The 17,277-nt window shown below is 51.7% G+C and carries 18 protein-coding genes; 12 read left to right on the forward strand and 6 right to left on the reverse strand.

What is annotated here, in order from left to right; all coding sequences use genetic code 11:
* Positions 1-157: 157 nt before the first annotated feature.
* From WG929_RS00280 to WG929_RS00295, 4 genes are all read left to right on the forward strand, one after another.
* Complete coding sequence (locus WG929_RS00280) at positions 158-430, forward strand: hypothetical protein (RefSeq protein WP_416204404.1); 273 nt, start codon at positions 158-160, stop codon at positions 428-430.
* A 177-nt stretch (positions 431-607) separates the two neighbouring features.
* Positions 608-985: a chorismate mutase gene (locus WG929_RS00285; protein WP_416204405.1), complete on the forward strand. Its 378-nt coding sequence runs from the start codon at positions 608-610 to the stop codon at positions 983-985.
* A complete protein-coding gene (locus WG929_RS00290; protein WP_369855281.1) occupies positions 922-1,083 on the forward strand; it encodes a transposase in 162 nt (53 codons plus the stop codon). Before WG929_RS00285 ends, WG929_RS00290 begins: the two co-directional genes overlap by 64 nt.
* Positions 1,084-1,333: 250 nt before the next feature.
* The gene (locus WG929_RS00295) at positions 1,334-1,825 is read left to right on the forward strand and encodes a hypothetical protein (RefSeq protein ID WP_416204406.1); all 492 of its coding nucleotides are present in this window, start codon (positions 1,334-1,336) and stop codon (positions 1,823-1,825) included.
* Between the two features lie 60 nt (positions 1,826-1,885).
* Here WG929_RS00295 and WG929_RS00300 read toward each other — a convergent pair whose 3' ends face one another.
* Positions 1,886-2,218 (reverse strand): Rieske (2Fe-2S) protein, encoded by a 333-nt coding sequence (locus tag WG929_RS00300; RefSeq protein ID WP_416204407.1) that lies wholly within the window; start codon positions 2,216-2,218, stop codon positions 1,886-1,888.
* 794 nt (positions 2,219-3,012) lie between these two features.
* Here WG929_RS00300 and WG929_RS00305 point away from each other — a divergent pair.
* Positions 3,013-4,821 (forward strand): acyl-CoA dehydrogenase C-terminal domain-containing protein, encoded by a 1,809-nt coding sequence (locus WG929_RS00305; protein WP_416204408.1) that lies wholly within the window; start codon positions 3,013-3,015, stop codon positions 4,819-4,821.
* 202 nt (positions 4,822-5,023) lie between these two features.
* On the opposite strand, the gene WG929_RS00310 is transcribed toward WG929_RS00305, so the two are convergent.
* Positions 5,024-5,386: an HPF/RaiA family ribosome-associated protein gene (locus WG929_RS00310; RefSeq protein WP_369857048.1), complete on the reverse strand. Its 363-nt coding sequence runs from the start codon at positions 5,384-5,386 to the stop codon at positions 5,024-5,026.
* A gap of 456 nt (positions 5,387-5,842) precedes the next feature.
* Between WG929_RS00310 and WG929_RS00315 the strand changes: the two genes are divergently transcribed.
* The 5 genes from WG929_RS00315 (at position 5,843) to trpC (ending at position 10,792) form a co-directional block, all read left to right on the forward strand.
* Positions 5,843-6,520 carry an HAD family hydrolase gene (locus WG929_RS00315; RefSeq protein WP_369857049.1) on the forward strand — a complete coding sequence of 226 codons (678 nt, stop codon included), beginning with the start codon at positions 5,843-5,845 and terminating at the stop codon, positions 6,518-6,520.
* Between the two features lie 225 nt (positions 6,521-6,745).
* The gene (gene trpE / locus WG929_RS00320; RefSeq protein WP_416204409.1) at positions 6,746-8,230 is read left to right on the forward strand and encodes an anthranilate synthase component I; all 1,485 of its coding nucleotides are present in this window, start codon (positions 6,746-6,748) and stop codon (positions 8,228-8,230) included.
* 78 nt (positions 8,231-8,308) lie between these two features.
* A complete protein-coding gene (locus WG929_RS00325) occupies positions 8,309-8,896 on the forward strand; it encodes an anthranilate synthase component II (protein WP_416204410.1) in 588 nt (195 codons plus the stop codon).
* 13 nt (positions 8,897-8,909) lie between these two features.
* Complete coding sequence (gene trpD / locus WG929_RS00330; RefSeq protein WP_416204411.1) at positions 8,910-9,956, forward strand: anthranilate phosphoribosyltransferase; 1,047 nt, start codon at positions 8,910-8,912, stop codon at positions 9,954-9,956.
* Between the two features lie 29 nt (positions 9,957-9,985).
* On the forward strand, positions 9,986-10,792 hold the full coding sequence (gene trpC, locus WG929_RS00335) for an indole-3-glycerol phosphate synthase TrpC (RefSeq protein WP_416204412.1): 807 nt from the start codon (positions 9,986-9,988) through the stop codon (positions 10,790-10,792).
* 94 nt (positions 10,793-10,886) lie between these two features.
* On the opposite strand, the gene crp is transcribed toward trpC, so the two are convergent.
* The gene (gene crp, locus WG929_RS00340) at positions 10,887-11,525 is read right to left on the reverse strand and encodes a cAMP-activated global transcriptional regulator CRP (protein WP_369857054.1); all 639 of its coding nucleotides are present in this window, start codon (positions 11,523-11,525) and stop codon (positions 10,887-10,889) included.
* Positions 11,526-11,908: 383 nt separating this feature from the next.
* On the opposite strand from crp, the gene WG929_RS00345 reads away from it, so the two are divergent.
* Positions 11,909-12,328 carry an OsmC family protein gene (locus WG929_RS00345; protein WP_369857055.1) on the forward strand — a complete coding sequence of 140 codons (420 nt, stop codon included), beginning with the start codon at positions 11,909-11,911 and terminating at the stop codon, positions 12,326-12,328.
* 72 nt (positions 12,329-12,400) lie between these two features.
* Positions 12,401-13,195 (forward strand): adenosylmethionine decarboxylase, encoded by a 795-nt coding sequence (gene speD, locus WG929_RS00350; protein ID WP_369857056.1) that lies wholly within the window; start codon positions 12,401-12,403, stop codon positions 13,193-13,195.
* Positions 13,196-13,295: 100 nt separating this feature from the next.
* Here speD and WG929_RS00355 read toward each other — a convergent pair whose 3' ends face one another.
* From WG929_RS00355 to WG929_RS00365, 3 genes are read right to left on the reverse strand one after another with little or no spacing between them, the layout of a single operon-like run.
* Positions 13,296-15,302, reverse strand: a complete 2,007-nt coding sequence (locus WG929_RS00355) for a TonB-dependent receptor plug domain-containing protein (RefSeq protein WP_416204413.1) — start codon at positions 15,300-15,302, stop codon at positions 13,296-13,298.
* Positions 15,303-15,332: 30 nt separating this feature from the next.
* A complete protein-coding gene (locus WG929_RS00360; RefSeq protein ID WP_416204414.1) occupies positions 15,333-16,349 on the reverse strand; it encodes a class I SAM-dependent methyltransferase in 1,017 nt (338 codons plus the stop codon).
* Positions 16,346-17,263, reverse strand: a complete 918-nt coding sequence (locus WG929_RS00365; RefSeq protein WP_416204415.1) for a MerR family transcriptional regulator — start codon at positions 17,261-17,263, stop codon at positions 16,346-16,348. The genes WG929_RS00360 and WG929_RS00365 overlap by 4 nt, the downstream gene beginning before the upstream one ends.
* Between the last annotated feature and the right edge of the window lie 14 nt (positions 17,264-17,277).

Genomic DNA, 17,277 nt, shown 5'->3' on the forward strand with positions numbered 1-17,277 from the left:
AAGTTGTCACTTTTTGTGCAAAAAAACGCACAAAAATCGCCAACTTCACCACGCCGCTGAGCCGGGCGTTAGAGTTTGTGAAAGGTTGAAAGTAAAAACTTAATCCCCATATATTATATGATTTCTAATTTTGGAAATTATAAAAAAGGGTAGTTGTATGACATTTAAAAAATCTGATATGCAGTACACTCACTATAGTTGGACTGCTATTGATGGAGATGATCCAAAAATCACTGGCACACCGGATAGTACGCTTTTTAGTCGAAAAGAAGGCTATGAGGTTTTGTACATGATAAACAAGGTGCTAAAGAAGCGAGATCTTACAAGTACAACTTCGGGACGTAAAGCTGAATCATTGATTAAAGATGAATTACCTAGTACTAGTCGTAGTCAGATTAATGTATTCAATTGGTTGAATGATAACTGGTAAGTCGCTTATTTATTCGAGGTGCTGAAAACAAGCACCTTTTTTAATTGTGTAAATAAAGCTCTAACAAGTTAATCAACAAGGACAAAATACGGCTGGCTATCTCGCTACGCTCGTATTTTAGCCAACCGCATTTTGCCTGTTATTAAGGCGTTATGGCTCAAAAATAAGGAATGAAAAGTGAACAAGGCCGTAACTTGCAAGTCCCTTGAGGAAGTCCGTTCCAATAGCGACGCGATTGATCACAAGATCGTAAGCCTAATCGCTGAGCGTGGCGGCTTTGTCATGCAGGCGGCGCGCTTCAAGAAAACCAGCGATGACGTTAAGGCTCCGCAAAGAGTCGAGCAGGTAATTTCTAAAGTTCGCGCGCTTGCACAAGATTCTGGTGCAAATCCCGACGTAACCGAGGCCGTCTATCGCTCCATGATTTCGGCTTTTATAAATGCGGAGATGGTCGAACCAGTCATAAAGCGGGTTATGTCTCCAGTCAGATTGTGCGTAAACGGGTCGAAGAACCCTTCGGTTGGGGTAAGACCATCGGCCCCTTACGGCAGTTAAAAGTGAAGGGGCTGGAGAAGGTCAACAGCGCTCTTGAGATGACCATGATGGCTTACAACCTGGTGCGAATGGCAAGGTTACAGGGTCAATCCGTCTGATGACCGGAAACGGGATGGATAATCCCGTTTTAAATGGAAAACCTGGCTAGAAAACAACCAAATAAGTGTGATTTATAAGGCGGAAGAGCTTCTATCAGCGAATTAGATACGAATTTCAACGGCCTGTTAGACAATCCCGTTACTGCGCTGTCACTCAGGATTGAACGGCCACTCTGTCCGGCAAGCCTGTAGCCTGTATAGTGGCTCGGTAAATTCACTGATATCAATAAACAACCTGCGGAGTACCTGTATGAATGTAATAACCAAGCTGATGTCTGTCGCCAGTATGGCCGCCCTGCTGGCTGCTCCTGTCTATGCCGAGGATGAACCATCCTGGTGGGATAGCATGGTTAGCAAGGGTAAATCCATGTTTGGTGGCGCTGAAGAAACGGCAGCAAGCAGTGTCGACAAGGGCAGTGAGCAAGTGGAAGAGAGCACTGACGATGGCAAGAGTATGGCGGCGGAAGGGATGGAGAAGGGTAAGGAATTAGCCAAAGACGGCTATGAACACGGTAAAGAAGCCGCCAAAGAAGGTTATGAAAAAGGTAAGGAATTCGCCAAAGACGGCTACGAGCATGGCAAAGAAGTGGCCAAGGAAGGTTATGAAAAGGGTAAGGAGTTAGCCAAAGACGGCTACGAACACGGCAAGGAAGCTGCCAAAGAAGGCTATGAGTCCGGCAAAAAAATGGCAAAAGACGGTATGGAATCCGGCAAGGATTCACTGAAAAAGACCTTCGACTGAGCGTATCAAGCACTGTTGGCCGGTAGTAAACAGCGTCTTGGTCCAAGTCCGGCAGCGCTTTCAGTCCAGTAAAACCAGTAACTGGCCGTCTTTGACATCGTACTCGATGGCGGTCAGGGGCTGGCCAGCGCAAGGGCCTGCGATACACATACCATCCTCAGCCTGAAACAGAGCACCATGGCTGCTGCACTGGATAAAATAACCATCCACATCAAGAAACTGATCCGGTAGCCACTCCAGCCGAATACCCAGATGCGGACACTGGTTAACAAAAACAAAAAAACGCGCAGACCGGCGGATAACAAACAACGCCGTATCATCCAGCTCAAACCCCTTGCTATCACCCTCGGCAATATCCTGCTCGGCACATACCCAACGCCATGTACTGGCCATGATAGATTCCTGTTAAATATTGCCTTAATCGCGATGGCGACTGGTCGATGGAAGACCGGTGCGGTTGATCAGTGCGGCTTGATGAGCGTCAAGATTAATAAATAACCGGTAGTACAGCCAGTCCGCGTTTCGGGAATCACTATGTCCAAGGGACGTTCTCAATGATTAAACCGAGTTTGCTGAGAGCCGGTTGGTTTCAGAACAAGGCATGAGGAGCGCGGTTTGGCTAGCTTAATAAGTGACGAATAACGCTGTGCTGGCAGTCACTGGCCTCAGCTCGAAGAGCATCTTGCCATGCGGTGTTGTCGGACTTGAAAAGGACGCGTCATTCTCTGCGTCCAGCGCTTTGCCTGGCGGAATTTTTCTTCCTGACAGGCCGTAGCAAATAATTGAGAGCGCCCCCTGGTCACCGGGTCTTGGTTGATGCTATTCGATAAACCATTCTTATCCGACTACTGATGTGTTGCCTGATCTCCGCCCCTTGCTCTCTGTAACGTTCTGGCGGTTATGGGCTACGATGGTCAGGGGCAGCCGACTTGGTGCCGGAGTGACGTTTAAAAAAAAGTGGGTTGCTGCCTTGTCGTGGGTTCTGGGGGTGATAAGGGTTATTGCACGCTTTTGCTTGACAGAATTGTAAGGCGAACGTATGTTTCAAACAGTTGTTTGAAAATGTGTGCAGATACACCTATTCGACAGCCTGCGCTGACATTCACCGTTTTAGCTGTCAGACGCTAGACTAATAACAGATAACGCCTATCAGGCGACCCAAACAGTAAGGCGACGAGGTATCCGCAATGCCAGAATACAAAGCCCCCCTGCGTGAAATTAAATTCGTTATGGACGAGCTGCTGGATATGCCGTCCCATTACGCCAGCATTCCTGCCTACGCCGAAGTAGCGACTCCAGACATGGTGGACGCCATCATTGCTGAAGGCGCCCGTTTTTGTGAACAGGAACTGGCACCCCTGAATCGTGTGGGTGATATCGAAGGCTGCAAGCGTAATGAAGACGGTTCCGTGACCACACCGACCGGTTTCAAAGAAGCCTATGCCAAATTTGTTGAAGGTGGCTGGCCATCGCTGGCTCACGAAGAAGAATTTGGCGGTCAGGGGTTGCCTGAATCGCTGGGGATCGTTATTTCGGAAATGGTCGGTTCGTCCAACTGGTCCTGGGGCATGTATCCCGGTCTGTCGCACGGAGCCATGAACACTATTGACCAGCACGGTACTGCTGAACAGAAAAACACCTACCTGACCAAACTGGTATCGGGCGAATGGACTGGCACCATGTGTCTGACCGAGCCCCATTGCGGTTCTGATCTGGGCATCCTGAAAGCCAAGGCTGAGCCCAATGCCGATGGCAGCTACTCCATCACTGGCACCAAAATCTTTATTTCTGCCGGTGACCACGACATGGCCGAAAATATTATCCACATCGTACTGGCGCGTCTGCCTGGTGCACCTGAAGGCACTAAAGGTATTTCCCTGTTTATTGTGCCCAAGGTGATGCCAAATGAAGATGGCAGCCTGGGTAATGGTAACGCGGTAGAGTGTGGTTCTCTGGAACACAAAATGGGCATTCATGGTAATGCCACTTGTGTCATGAACTTCGACGGTGCCAAAGGCTGGCTGATTGGGCCGGAAAACAAGGGTCTGAACTGCATGTTCACCTTTATGAATACCGCCCGTATCGGTACCGCGTTGCAGGGTTCATCAGCGATGGAAGCATCGTTCCAGGGCGCGTTGGCATATGCCAAAGAGCGTCTGGCCATGCGTTCACTAACTGGCCCGAAAGCCCCTGAGAAAGCCGCTGATCCGATCATTGTTCACCCTGATGTGCGTCGTATGCTGCTGACACAGAAGTCGCTGAATGAAGCGGGTCGGGCACTGGTGTACTTTGCCTCGCAGCAAAACGACATTGTTAAAAAAGCCGCATCTGCAGAAGAACGCAAAGAAGCGGAAGAGCTGTTGAGCTTCCTGACGCCGATTGCCAAGGCCTTCCTGACCGAAGCCGGTTGTGAAGCCACCAACCTGGGTATGCAGGTGTATGGCGGCCATGGTTATATTGCTGAATGGGGCATGGAACAGCTGGCGCGTGATACCCGTATTGCCACTATTTATGAAGGTACAACGGGTATTCAGGCACTGGACCTGTTAGGACGTAAAGTTCTGATGACCCAGGGTGCCAGCCTGCGGACGTTCACTAAGATGGTGCACAAGTTCTGCAAGGCCGAGTCTGGCAATAAAGAACTGTCGAAAATGATCAAACCTTTGGTGGAAGCCAATAAAGAGTGGGGCGACCTGACCATGAAAATTGGTATGAGCGCCATGAAAAACCGCGATGAAGTCGGTGCCGCTTCGGTCGATTACCTGATGTATTCCGGCTATATGGTGCTGGGGTATTTCTGGGCCAGAATGGCTAAGGTTGCGCAGGAAAAACTGGCAGCGGGTACATCGGAAGAAGATTTCTACAAAGCCAAGCTGACGACTGCACGTTTCTACTTTACGCGTATTCTGCCACGTACCCGCATGCACGCGGCTACCATGACCGCCGGTGCTGCGAGCCTGATGGATATGGATGTGGAGCACTTTGCCTTTCTGTAAATGCTTGTTTTATGTGCCCTATGCTCCGGATCAGGTTTGATCTGGAGCAAGAGCAGAGGCCACTCTTTGGAGTGGCCTTTTTCTTTACCGGTTGTTTGTGCCAGCCAGAGTAGAAAACACAAAAAAGCCGCTGACATCAGCGGCTTTTTTGTAGTGGCTTAAGCGGTAAATTCAGCTTCAGTTGCCATTATATCTGGGGTGTTCAGGTGGCTTGGGCGACAACAGTTGTTGCTCGACGGTTACGATCTACCCGCTTTTCATGAATCTTGCGGATCTTGCGTTGGGCCTTCTCGAACGCATCCCTGACGGCCACATACATATCTTCGTGGTCAGAGTTATCGTGGTTGTCGTGAGTGATTGCTACCGTTTCACCAGGTAATCCCACTTCCAGTGACACATGGGCCAGTCGGCCTTTATAGCTATGGTTGTGCGGCATGGCGACAACAGCACGAATACCGGTGATGTCATCAAAGGTGGAAGTAAGTTTGGTGGCTTTCTCGCGGATAGACGTTTCTATCCCATCTGAATGTTCGATGTCACGAAAACTGATTGCCAGACCTTTCATAAATGCTCCTTGGTTAAAATAAGCATGAGGCTACGCCGGGGAATCCGGCGGACGTCTGCGCGTTGGCGCAGTTGTCATTACGCACTTGCTAAAGGGCAGATCCGTATAGGTATACAGACCGGTTTCTGGATCTTGCCGAGTGCGCCTGGATCGGTATTTTTACCCTCCTTCACGTTACGGTAGTCTTGAAAACCTTTATAAAACAATAACTTGATAACAAAAAACTGCAACCGGAAAATACCTTTTACCGGTTTGCGATCAGGCGTTTCTATTGCTCCCTGATGTCTTCAGACTACATCAACTTGTCACAAGGTCAATCATCTGGATGTAACATTTTTATGTTTTTTGGGCGGAACTTTTGAGTCTGCATGCAACCGTGAGTTGACGCGACGAATTCGCATTGGGAAGGATTTGAATGCATGTTAGTCTGAATGGACGCATTGTGGGCAGAGTGTCATGCAGGTATACAAGGTAAAAGTCGTTTTTTTTGATCTCGACGACTCACTGATTAACAAGGATGCCAATAGCCTCTGGATCAAATGGCGGGTTCGCCGTGAGCGTTGGGCGCTGGTTGAGGCGACTCTGGCTTTGGCCTCGCTGTATCGCGCCTATAAAAAAGGGCGGGTGACTCACTGGCGTTTATCGAATTATTACAAAACCCGTGCCCGTGGCATGGCTTTATCGGTGTATCAGCAGCGGGTGGCGCAGTTTTTTGAGGAGCGTGGCCATCTGCATATTTATCCGCAGGCGGCATCGCTGCTATATGCCTATCAGAGCCAGGGTGTCGAGCTGGTGATGATTACGGGGGCCGATGATTATGTGGCTCGGGCCTACGCTGATGCATTGGGTATCACTCATGTGATCAGTAACCGCCTCAAGGTGGTTGATGATCGTATTGTCGGCTTGCAGCGACCACTGTGCTACGGCAGTGGCAAGGTGGGTTTGGCCCGAACCTTTTTGCGAGAACGGGGTTTGAAATTTGCAGATGCCGCATTTTATACCGACAGCCATGCCGATTTGCCCTTACTGGAAAAAGTGGCCCAGCCTGTAGTGTTGAATCCGAATGCCCGTTTGCGTGACGCGGCGGAATTAAGAAGCTGGCCTTGTCTGGACTGGCGTCCCCTCAAAAACTGAAATCAACCGCCGCAAGGCTTGCCGGAGATGGGCCTTCTGGTATGATCTCTGTTCGATTAAATCACGACTATGGAGCCCGTGGTGTTCTACCCTCTGGATCGTCCTCAGCAACAAGGCCAATTGCTCGCCCGTCGATGGTGATAAACGCCTGATTTCCTGCATCACCCCTGTATTTCATGGAAGGATGCATCCGCTATTGCGTTTAATCACACTCAGGTTCCTATTATGACTCCGCAAGAATTTGAAACGCTGGTTGCCCAGGGCTACAACCGTATTCCTGTGTCGCGCCAGGTTCTGGCTGATATCGACACTCCTCTCAGTACCTACCTGAAATTGGCCAATCGCCCTTACTCCTACTTGTTCGAATCGGTTCAGGGTGGAGAAAAATGGGGTCGGTATTCGATGATCGGCTTGCCCGCACGACATATCATCAAGGTGTCGGGGCATCGGGTGGTACGGCTGGAAAATGGCAAAGTGGTCAGCGAGCTGGAAGTGCGTGACCCGTTGCAATATGTCAGTGAATTACAGCAAAGTTACAAGGTGCCAGACTTGCCAGGCTTGCCGCGTTTTCAGGGCGGGCTGGTCGGCTATTTTGGTTACGATACCGTACGTTATATTGAACCCCGGCTGGAAAAGGGTTGCCCTGTCGATGAATTGAATACTCCGGACATTCTGCTGATGGTGTCAGAAGAGGTGGTGGTATTCGATAACTTGAGCGGCACCTTGCACCTCATTGTACTGGCTGATCCACAGCAGCAGGATGCTCTGACTATTGCCGAACGGCGTATTGAGCAGTTGCGCGAACAGCTGCGTCAGCCTTACCAGGGAGAGGTGGGTCAGCCATTGGTACAGCCACGCCAGGTGGTTGAAGATGATTTCCGCTCAGTGTTTGGTGCAGACGAGTTCCGCTCGGCGGTGTCTGCCATCAAGGATTACATCCTGGCCGGGGATATTATGCAGTGTGTGATATCCCAGCGTATGCAGATTCCGTTTGCGGGCGATCCGGTCAATATCTATCGTGCGTTGAGAACACTGAACCCGTCGCCTTATATGTATTGTCTGCATCTGGATGATTTTCATGTTGTCGGTTCTTCGCCAGAGATTCTGGCACGCCTTGAAGACGGTGAAGTCACCGTACGGCCGATTGCCGGGACGCGCAAACGGGGCCATACCGCCGCAGAGGATCTGGCACTGGAGCAGGAGCTGCTGGCTGATCCAAAAGAGATAGCAGAACATCTGATGCTGATCGACCTTGGGCGTAATGATGTTGGCCGGGTGGCGCAGACTGGCAAGGTGGAACTGACCGACAGAATGGTGGTGGAGCATTACAGTCATGTGATGCACATCGTTTCCAATGTCACCGGTCAGGTAAAAGATGGCACAACCGCGATGGATGTTCTGAGAGCCGTGCATCCGGCGGGAACCTTGAGTGGCGCGCCGAAAATTCGGGCAATGGAGATCATTGATGAACTGGAAACAACCAAACGGGGTGTGTACGGCGGCGCGGTGGGCTATTTGAGCTGGAACGGCAATATGGATACCGCTATTGCGATTCGTACCGCTGTTATCAAGGACGGTGTGCTGAATATTCAGGCAGGAGCCGGGATTGTGGCCGATTCAATTCCGGAAATGGAGTGGCAGGAAACCCTGAACAAGGGCCGGGCCATGTTCCGTGCCGTTGCTCTGGCGGAAGCCGGGCTGGATCAATAACGGCCTGCCAGACAGGCCGCCATCTTCCGAATGAATGTGACAAGGCGTCAGCTGTAGCGGGCGCCGCTGGAGTACAGCATGCTGGTAATGATTGATAACTACGACTCCTTTACTTACAACATCGTGCAGTATTTCGCCGAATTGGGTGCAGATGTGCGGGTGTTTCGTAACGACGACGTTACACTGGAGCAAATCGAAGCCTTGAAACCGGATCATCTTGTGATCTCTCCTGGGCCTTGTACGCCGAATGAAGCCGGAATCTCGATGGACGCTATCCGTCACTTTGCCGGCCAGTTGCCGATCCTCGGAATTTGTCTTGGCCACCAGTCGATCGGCCAGGTATTTGGAGGCACGATTACGCGTGCTGGGCAGGTGATGCATGGCAAGCTGTCAGCAATACACCATGCCAATACCGGGGTGTTTAGCGGCCTGACGAATCCGTACCAGGCGACTCGCTACCACTCTCTGGTGATTGACAAGCACAGCTTGCCTGCTTGCCTGGAAGTGACTGCCTGGACGCAAAACCCGGATGGCAGCATGGAAGAAATTATGGGGATTCGGCATCGGGAACTGGCGATTGAAGGGGTTCAGTTCCATCCCGAGTCCATTCTTACCGAACATGGCCATGACTTGCTCAACAACTTTTTGCAAATGCGGCTGAACTGATCAGGAGACCGTTATGGAAATGCGCGCTGCCCTTGCACGGGTTGTCGAAGGTGAAAATCTGACGACGGAAGAAATGACCGATATCATGCGCCAGATAATGACCGGCCAGTGTGAAGATGCCCAGATCGGGGCATTTCTGGTTGCCTTGCGGATGAAGGGCGAAACCATTGACGAAATTGTCGGTGCGGTGCGTGTGATGCGGGATTTGGTTAGCGGCGTCAATGTTCATCCGCACCATGCGGTGGATATTGTCGGTACTGGTGGCGATGGCTCGAACTTGTTTAATGTCTCAACAGCCTCGTCCTTTGTGGTTGCGGCTGCAGGCGGCAAGGTCGCCAAGCACGGTAATCGTGGCGTGTCGTCGAAATCAGGCAGTGCCGATTTACTTGAGGCAGCAGGGGTCAAATTGACGCTCAGCCCCGAGCAGGTTGCCCGTTGTATTGAAGAGTTGGGAGTGGGCTTTATGTTTGCTCCCCAGCACCACAGTGCCATGAAACATGCCATTGGTGTGCGCAAGTCGCTGGGGCTAAGAACCATTTTTAACATTCTTGGGCCCATGACCAACCCGGCCGGTGTACCCAATCAGTTGATTGGTGTGTACAGCAAGGCGTTGGTGCGCCCGGTGGCGGAAGTGATGCAGCGGATGAACGCTGGCCACGTCATGGTAGTGCATTCCGATGACGGACTGGATGAAATCAGTCTGGCTGGCCCTACGTACGCCTGTGAGCTTTACATGGGTGAACTTCGTGAACGTATTATTCGTCCAGAAGAGCTGGAAATTGAACCACGCAGCCTGAATGGTCTGATCGTTAATAGCGCGGCTGAAAGTCTGGAGTTGATTCAGGATGCGTTGGGCAAACGTAAAACGGAAGCAGGCAAGAAAGCCGCAGATATGCTGGCTTTGAATGCCGGTGCTGCCATTTATGTGGCTGGTTTGGCGCTGAATCTGAAAGATGGTGTCAGCATGGCACAGGATGCCATCTACTCGGGTCTGGCACTGGAAAAAATGAAAGAGCTGGTCAGCTTTTCAACCTGTCTGGTTGAAGATGGCGCTGCCTGAAATCGGCGAAACAAAAGGCGAATAACGCAGTGAATAACGATACACCGACCGTACTCCGAAAAATCCTCGCAACCAAAGCACTGGAAATAAAGCAGCGTCGGCGTAACTTGCCGCTGGCTGAATTAAGAGCACAGGCGCTGGATCAGGATCCGGAACAACTACGCGGCTTTTATCGAGCCATGCGTGCCCGCATTGATGCTGGTGATCCTGCGGTTATTGCCGAAGTAAAAAAAGCATCACCATCGAAGGGCGTATTACGTGAACATTTTGTCCCTGCAGCCATTGCCGAGTCTTACGAAAAGGGCGGTGCGGCGTGTTTGTCGGTACTGACGGATCGTGAGTATTTTCAGGGGCATGAGGATTTTCTCCAACAAGCCCGTAGTGCCTGCTCGCTGCCGGTCATCCGCAAGGATTTTCTGGTGGATCCCTACCAGATTTACGAAGCACGGACGTTGAATGCCGACTGTATTTTACTGATTGTCTCGGCGTTGTCGGGCATGCAGTTGCAGGATCTGGAAGGTCTGGCGCAGGAGCTGGGTATGGATGTGCTGGTCGAGGTTCATGATCAGCGTGAACTGGAATCTGCGCTGACGTTGACAACGCCGCTGTTGGGTATCAATAACCGCAATCTGCATACGTTTGAAGTGACGTTGGAAACGACCTATGGTTTGTTGGCGGCGGTGCCAGACGATAAATTACTGGTAACGGAAAGCGGTATTTTGAGTCGCGAGGACGTTGAAGCCATGCGTCAGCACCATGTTCATGGCTTTTTGGTCGGAGAGGCCTTTATGCGGGCTGATGAGCCTGGTGTCGAGCTGAGCCAACTGTTTTTCTGACCGATGGTTTTTTATGATCACCACAAAAAAACACTGCCATGGCAGTGTTTTTTTGTTTGTGCTCGTCAATAAAGCATTGAATCCGGTATCAAATTCAGCGGGTGCCGTACACCACCATGGTTTTGCCTTTAACGGATACCAGGCCGCTGTCTTCAAGGTCTTTTAATACCCGACCGACCATTTCGCGGGAGCAGCCAACAATGCGGCCGATTTCCTGTCGTGTAATCTTGATTTGCATACCATCCGGGTGGGTCATGGCATCAGGCTCCTTGCTCAATTCCAGCAAGGTGCGAGCAACACGGCCAGTGACGTCCATAAATACCAAGTCACCGGCTTTGCGGGTGGTATGGCTCAGGCGATGCGCCATTTGGCGGAACAAGCGGAAGAGCAGCGCAGGATTCAGTTTGACCAGTTCTTCAAACTTGCTGTAGCTGATTTCGGCAACTTCACATTCGATTTTGGATTTTACCCAAGCGGTGCGGGTTTTGTGTTCTTCATCGAACAGACCCATTTCACCAAAGAAGTCGCCAGGATTCAGGTAGGCCATGATCATATCGCGGCCATCTTCGTCTTCAATAATGACGCTGACGGAGCCTTTGACCAGATAGTACAGGGTGTGACTTTCTTCTCCAGCATAAATCAGGGTGCTGCGCGCCGGGTAACGACGACGGTGACATTGAGACAAAAAGTCTTCCAGATAGGGATCCTTTTGGGGCAGTCTTACCAGGCTCATAGTTGGGCTTCCAATCCGGTACTGATGCGATTATTGCTCATGAACAGAATAAGTTAAACAGTATGTCAGTTTGTGACGCAGTGCGTTAGTGCTTTTACCATTACAGACAGTATGGCTTTCAGTTCCGTGAACCAGATCATTAATATCAGTAAAATCATGTAAGCCTTTGATTTGTCTTGTAGGGTTCGGGTTTGCCCGGCATAACAGCCGGATTTGGTAGCGAGCCTAGGGTGGTGGCATCAAATGTATCGACAGATTGGGCTTTTTTGTCAGGGTGACAAAACACGGCGACAGGACGTGTTGCCCGGGTGAGACAATTTAACCGCGCGCGCAGGTTATGGTACGCTCCGCGCCTTTCTTTAATAACTGTGCTGGTTGACGAGATGAAAGCAGAAATCAAATGGGTAGACGGTGCCATGTTCCTGGGTGAGTCTGGCAGTGGTCACACAGTTGTCATGGATGGTCCAGAAGATCACGGTGGCAGGAACATGGGTGTCCGGCCGATGGAAATGCTGTTGCTGGGGCTGGGCGGTTGTACCAGTTTTGATGTCATGAGCATCCTGACCAAACAGCGTCAGCAGGTCACCGATTGTGTTGCCTCCATTGAAGCGGAACGGGCAGATTCCGTGCCGTCGGTCTTTACCCGTATACATGTACATTTCAAAGTGTCCGGGAAACATCTGAAGGCGGGCAGTGTGGAGCGCGCAGTCACTCTGTCGGCAGAAAAATACTGCTCGGCATCGATTATGCTCGAACAGGCGGGTGTTGCCATTACCCACAGCCATGAAGTGATTGAAGCCTGATATCAGGTTCAATGAAATTCAAATTTTAACATCCACACCACCGCATCAGGCGGGGTTGATGAGGATACGCTATTGAACGACAAGTTGCGCCTGCATGGCTTCAACAACCTGACCAAGTCTTTGAGTTTTAATATCTACGATATTTGTTATACCCAGACCGAGAAAGAACGTCAGGAATACATCGAATACATTGATGAACTCTACAACGCCGACCGCCTGACTCAGATCCTGGGTGATGTAGTGGATATTATCGGTGCAAATATTCTCAATGTGGCCCGTCAGGATTATGAGCCACAGGGCGCAAGTGTGACCATTTTGATTGCTGAGCATGAAGTACCGCCCAGCGATGACCTGATGGAAGAGAAGCCTGGCCCATTGAGAGATTCTGTCGTTGCTCATCTCGATAAAAGCCATGTGACAGTGCACACCTACCCAGAGAGTCATCCGGATGGCGGGATCAGCACTTTCCGGGCAGATATTGATGTCTCGACATGCGGTCTGATCTCGCCGCTGAAGGCATTAAATTATCTGATTCATGCACTGGATTCAGACATCGTTACGGTGGATTACCGGGTGCGCGGTTTTACCCGTGATGTTGATGGCAACAAGCATTATATCGACCACGATATTAATTCAATCCAGAACTATCTGACCGAAGACACCCGCAACGCCTATCAGATGATCGATGTGAACGTGTATCAGGAAAATACCTTCCACACCAAAATGTTGCTGAAGGATTTTGAACTGGATAACTACCTGTTCGGAGAAGCGGCACTGAGCCTGAGTACTGCAGAGCGCGAAGTGATTGAGAACAAGGTGCGCAAGGAAATGCTGGAGATCTTCTACTCCCGTAATATGCCTGACTGATTCGGGTAAACGCCCACAGGGCAGTGCCTTTGACTGGGGCGCTGTCCTGTTTTTTTGTCTTTTGGGTCTGAAACTCGACAGGGGTTCTCCTGTGTTTCGGCTAGCCTTCCTTGCGTAATTGCAATTGCCAGCGCCATTCGCTGGCGCTTTCTAACTGGAAATCCGGATCATTGCTGCGGTAGTCACCGGTCAGGTGTTGGCTGATGGATACACCGATACGCCAACCACCTGTCCAGGAGTAGTCAAGATAGCCACCACAATCATGGGAAGGCGTGTTCCGTACGCTGATTTCGTGCGTGTCGCCAACCGCAAGATGGGCCGATTGACCTTGATAAAACCAGTAGGCTCCGAGTCGGGCATGACGGAAATACCAGTACTCCACGCTGGCTTTGATCACGGAGTCCGGAGACTGATCCAGCCGTCGGCGTTGTTCTATTACTTGCCCACCCCGAACATCCGACTCATAAAGATTAGCTCCCAGTTCGACAATCAGTGGTCGCTCAGCCAGCGATAACGGTCGCCGTACAGACAGACTAATACCGCGCAGAACGGCAGGAACAGCACTGTTGACCGGTGTGATCTGATATTGCCCTGCGGCCAAAGCGTCATAGCGATAATGGATGGGCTGGTAGAGGCTGCGCTGGAAGACTGACAGAATCAAGCCTTCTTCTTCCGCCCGGACACCGGTCTGGAATTGGCGCTGATAGCGCATCACGTAGGAGGTTATCTGCTCGTCCACCAGGTTGGCATTGCCCATCCATAACAGGTTCTCGTCATCCAGTTGGTGGGGAACCCGATCCCTGGCGCGGGCTGAATGAATGCTTTGGCCGAGGCTGAACTGCAATTGTTGATGATAGTCGAGGCGACGATTGAGGATTGCACTGGGCAACCAGTAGGTCGCGGTTGCGATCTCAGATTGGTCGGCAAGACTTTGATCTCCTTCATTGTCTTGGCTGAGTTCATAGGATTCCAGCCGTAATCCCAGCGTAAGACGGGTACCGGGCGTTACCTGCCAAGCATCCTGTATAAAGGCAGAGGCCCGGTTTTCCTTGAATATCAGCTGTTGTTGCTGGCTATCGCCAGCATGGTAGGTGCTCTGCTTTCGTTGCTGGTAGCTCAGCCCCAGTGACCAGCGGTGTTCATCGCGGGTTTCTGCCAGTGTCCAGTTCAGTCGATAGCGGCTGTCGTCTTCGTCATCGTAGGTGTTGTCTCGTTGTTGTTGCTGTTCAAATTGCTCACCTGTCAGCGACAGTCGGGTAATACGGCTATCAATTTGATGACTGGCACTAAAGCGAAGATATTGATTGGTGCGGTCATGCTGGTAGGTCGTATCGGCCAGGCCTGGGTGACTGGCATCATAACGTAACGTTAATGGCAGAGCGGTGTGATTGCGGTCGAAGTCGCTGTTCATCAGCATGAGTTCACTGCTCAGGCGTGTTGCTGCAGATAATGAAGCTTGGTGATACAGCCGCAGCGTATCGTCTTGCTGCTGACGGTGTTGTGACCAGGTTTGCCGGGTGCCATCGTCATACGTCCCCTGGTTGTTGCTAGCCTGGCGAATACGTGAAAGACCGATTCGCAGAGTACGAGATAGTGATACATCGGCCAGCAGTTGATAACCATCCTCCGGACCACTGATGCCTGCCAGGTAACTGCTTGGGCTGAATTGATCCTTCAGTATCAGGTTGATGGCACCGGCAGCGCCTCCCCCCCAGTCCTGGTCTGACTGGCTGTTTTCACTGATGTCAATTTGCTTGATCATGGCGGCCGGAATGCGCTCAAGAGCCAGCCGCTGGGCATTGCTGTCTCCCAGTAGCGGTTGGCCATTAATAGACAAACTTTGGTAGCTGCCGCTCATGCCATAAAGGAGTACGTCGTCCTCTATATTGAGATTCTTACCCATCCCAGTAGTGGGGAGCTGGCGTAGCAGGTCGAGGGCTGTCAGGGGCAAAAAGCGGCTGTAGTTTTCCGGGTCGTAGGAAAGTGTTGCATCATTTGCCTGACCCGGAGCAGAGAATCCGAGCAGTGCTACCAGTACACTGGCTGGAATCAGCTGGAGCAGGGGATGTCGACGCCTGACACTGATGTGTTGCTCGTTCCTGAACATGGTGTTCCCCCTGCTGTCGGACTCCGGCGGTTAATGGCTGATACGGAGTATCTTGAAGCCGTTGGCTGTGGCGACTTCCTCTACCTGGCTGAAGTGGTGTGTGGCCCACTCTTCATAGGGCAAGTGGCGGTTGGCGACGACCCAGAGCTTGCCTCCTGCCCGTAATTGTTTGCGGGCACTGGCAAACAGTTGTTCGGCAAAATGGTAGTCTGTCTCTTTGCCAGCGTGGAACGGTGGGTTGCTGATAATGGTCTCAAAATAGCCGTCGACCTGGCTCATGCCATCACTGGCGATAATATCTGCCTGGATCCCTAACCGCGCCGCATTCAGTGCGGCGCTGCGCAGTGCAAAGGCGTCGGTATCTGCCAGCGTCAGACTGATGTCCGGGCTACGCAGCGCCTGGCTTAGGCCCAGTACGCCACAGCCGCAACCCAGATCCAGCACCTTGCCGTGCAGCGGCTTGAGTTGTGCCAACAGTAACTCGGTGCCCTTGTCGAGAGCCCTCTGACTGAATACGCCGGGCAGGGATAGATAATCCCGACCATCGTAGTGTGTTGCTTTGGCGAGTGCCAGCCAGTTGAACGCTTGTTGCTGAGGCCGCAGCAGCGCTGACCACAGGCTGCAATGGCGGGCACTGTCGTGCTTCAGTGGATCCGCAAGGTGCTTGATGGCGTTATTGATGCTTTTGCCACCGCTGTCATTGGCGCCGACCAGCCAGACTTCAGGCAGATGGCGGTGAGCGGGTACCCGAGTCAGCATTTGTACCAGAGCGATGGCCAGTTGCTTGGCTTTAGGCCAGACAATAACGACGCGTTCGGTGTTATCCGGTAGTTCGGCTTCGGGAATAGCAAAGGTGACCTTGTCTTCGCCCAGCGCCGCTGACATGGCGAGGTAGCAGCGCCAATCCCAGGTTTGCAGGCGACAACCGGCGCTACGCACCATGTTGAGCCACTCGGGATCGGTGTCGCTCTCGCTGGTAAGGATCAGCGTGGTAGCCGTCAGCAAATCCGGGTGGCGGGTCAGTAATTGGTAGGGGGCCTGGTTCATGCCGTCATTCCTTGTACTATGTCTCGTACGTTTAATGCTGCGATCTGGTAGTCGTCGCCAAGTGGGACCAGCCCTTGCTGACGTAATTGACTGTCAAATTCACTGGATTGTCCGGTGACAAACAACGGACAGCCGGTTTCTGCGGCAATCTTGTGTAATTGCTGAATACGTTCTGTCGAAGGTGTTGCTTCTATTTGTAGAACGGCAACAGGCCAGTGTCGACATTCGTTCAGCAACGGGATGATTTGCTCCAGCGCCATTAAACCGGACAGACGAGTAGCGCCCAGACCGAGTTGTCGGATCAGCAAGCCGAGCAGTAACAGATTGATTTCGCTGTCTCTGGTGCAGTTTGCCAGCAGTATTCTTGGCTGTTCTGGCGTTGTTCCGCTTTCTGACAGGCGCCAGGCCAGCCTGGCTTGCAGGAATGAAGTAAAAAAGCACAGCCGGGCGCTGCCCAGTGTCTGGGTGCTGTTTTCCCTGAGCTGACGATAAAAAGGCACAAACAGAAATCGCAGCGCCAGCTCAACCGGAAAAAACTGGCTGACTTCATCAAAGGTGGAAGCCAGCAAACGGTCGTCAAAGTCTTGCGTCGCTTGCTGTAATAATTCCCGATAATGCTGCCACTGGGAAGGTTTTGCGGCGGTGAGCGGAGTATCAAGATCGGCCTCGCCATTCGCCAGCATGGCCTGGGCCTGGGAAATGGGGATGCCGCGATTCAGCAAGGCAATCACCCGTTTGATCAGCTGTATGTCTTGCTCGGTGTAAAGGCGATGCCCCTTGGCGGTGCGTTTGGGTTCGATCAGTCCATAGCGTCGTTCCCAGGCGCGCAAGGTGATGGCATTGATGCCTGTTTCCGCAGACACTATCCGGATCGGATAATACGCAGCGTGAGATTCGGAACCATTGCCAGTCATGTCATGGGCTCTTG

It is taken from the genome of Oceanobacter antarcticus (assembly GCF_044962685.1).
GTDB classification, from domain to species: domain Bacteria; phylum Pseudomonadota; class Gammaproteobacteria; order Pseudomonadales; family Oceanobacteraceae; genus Oceanobacter; species Oceanobacter antarcticus.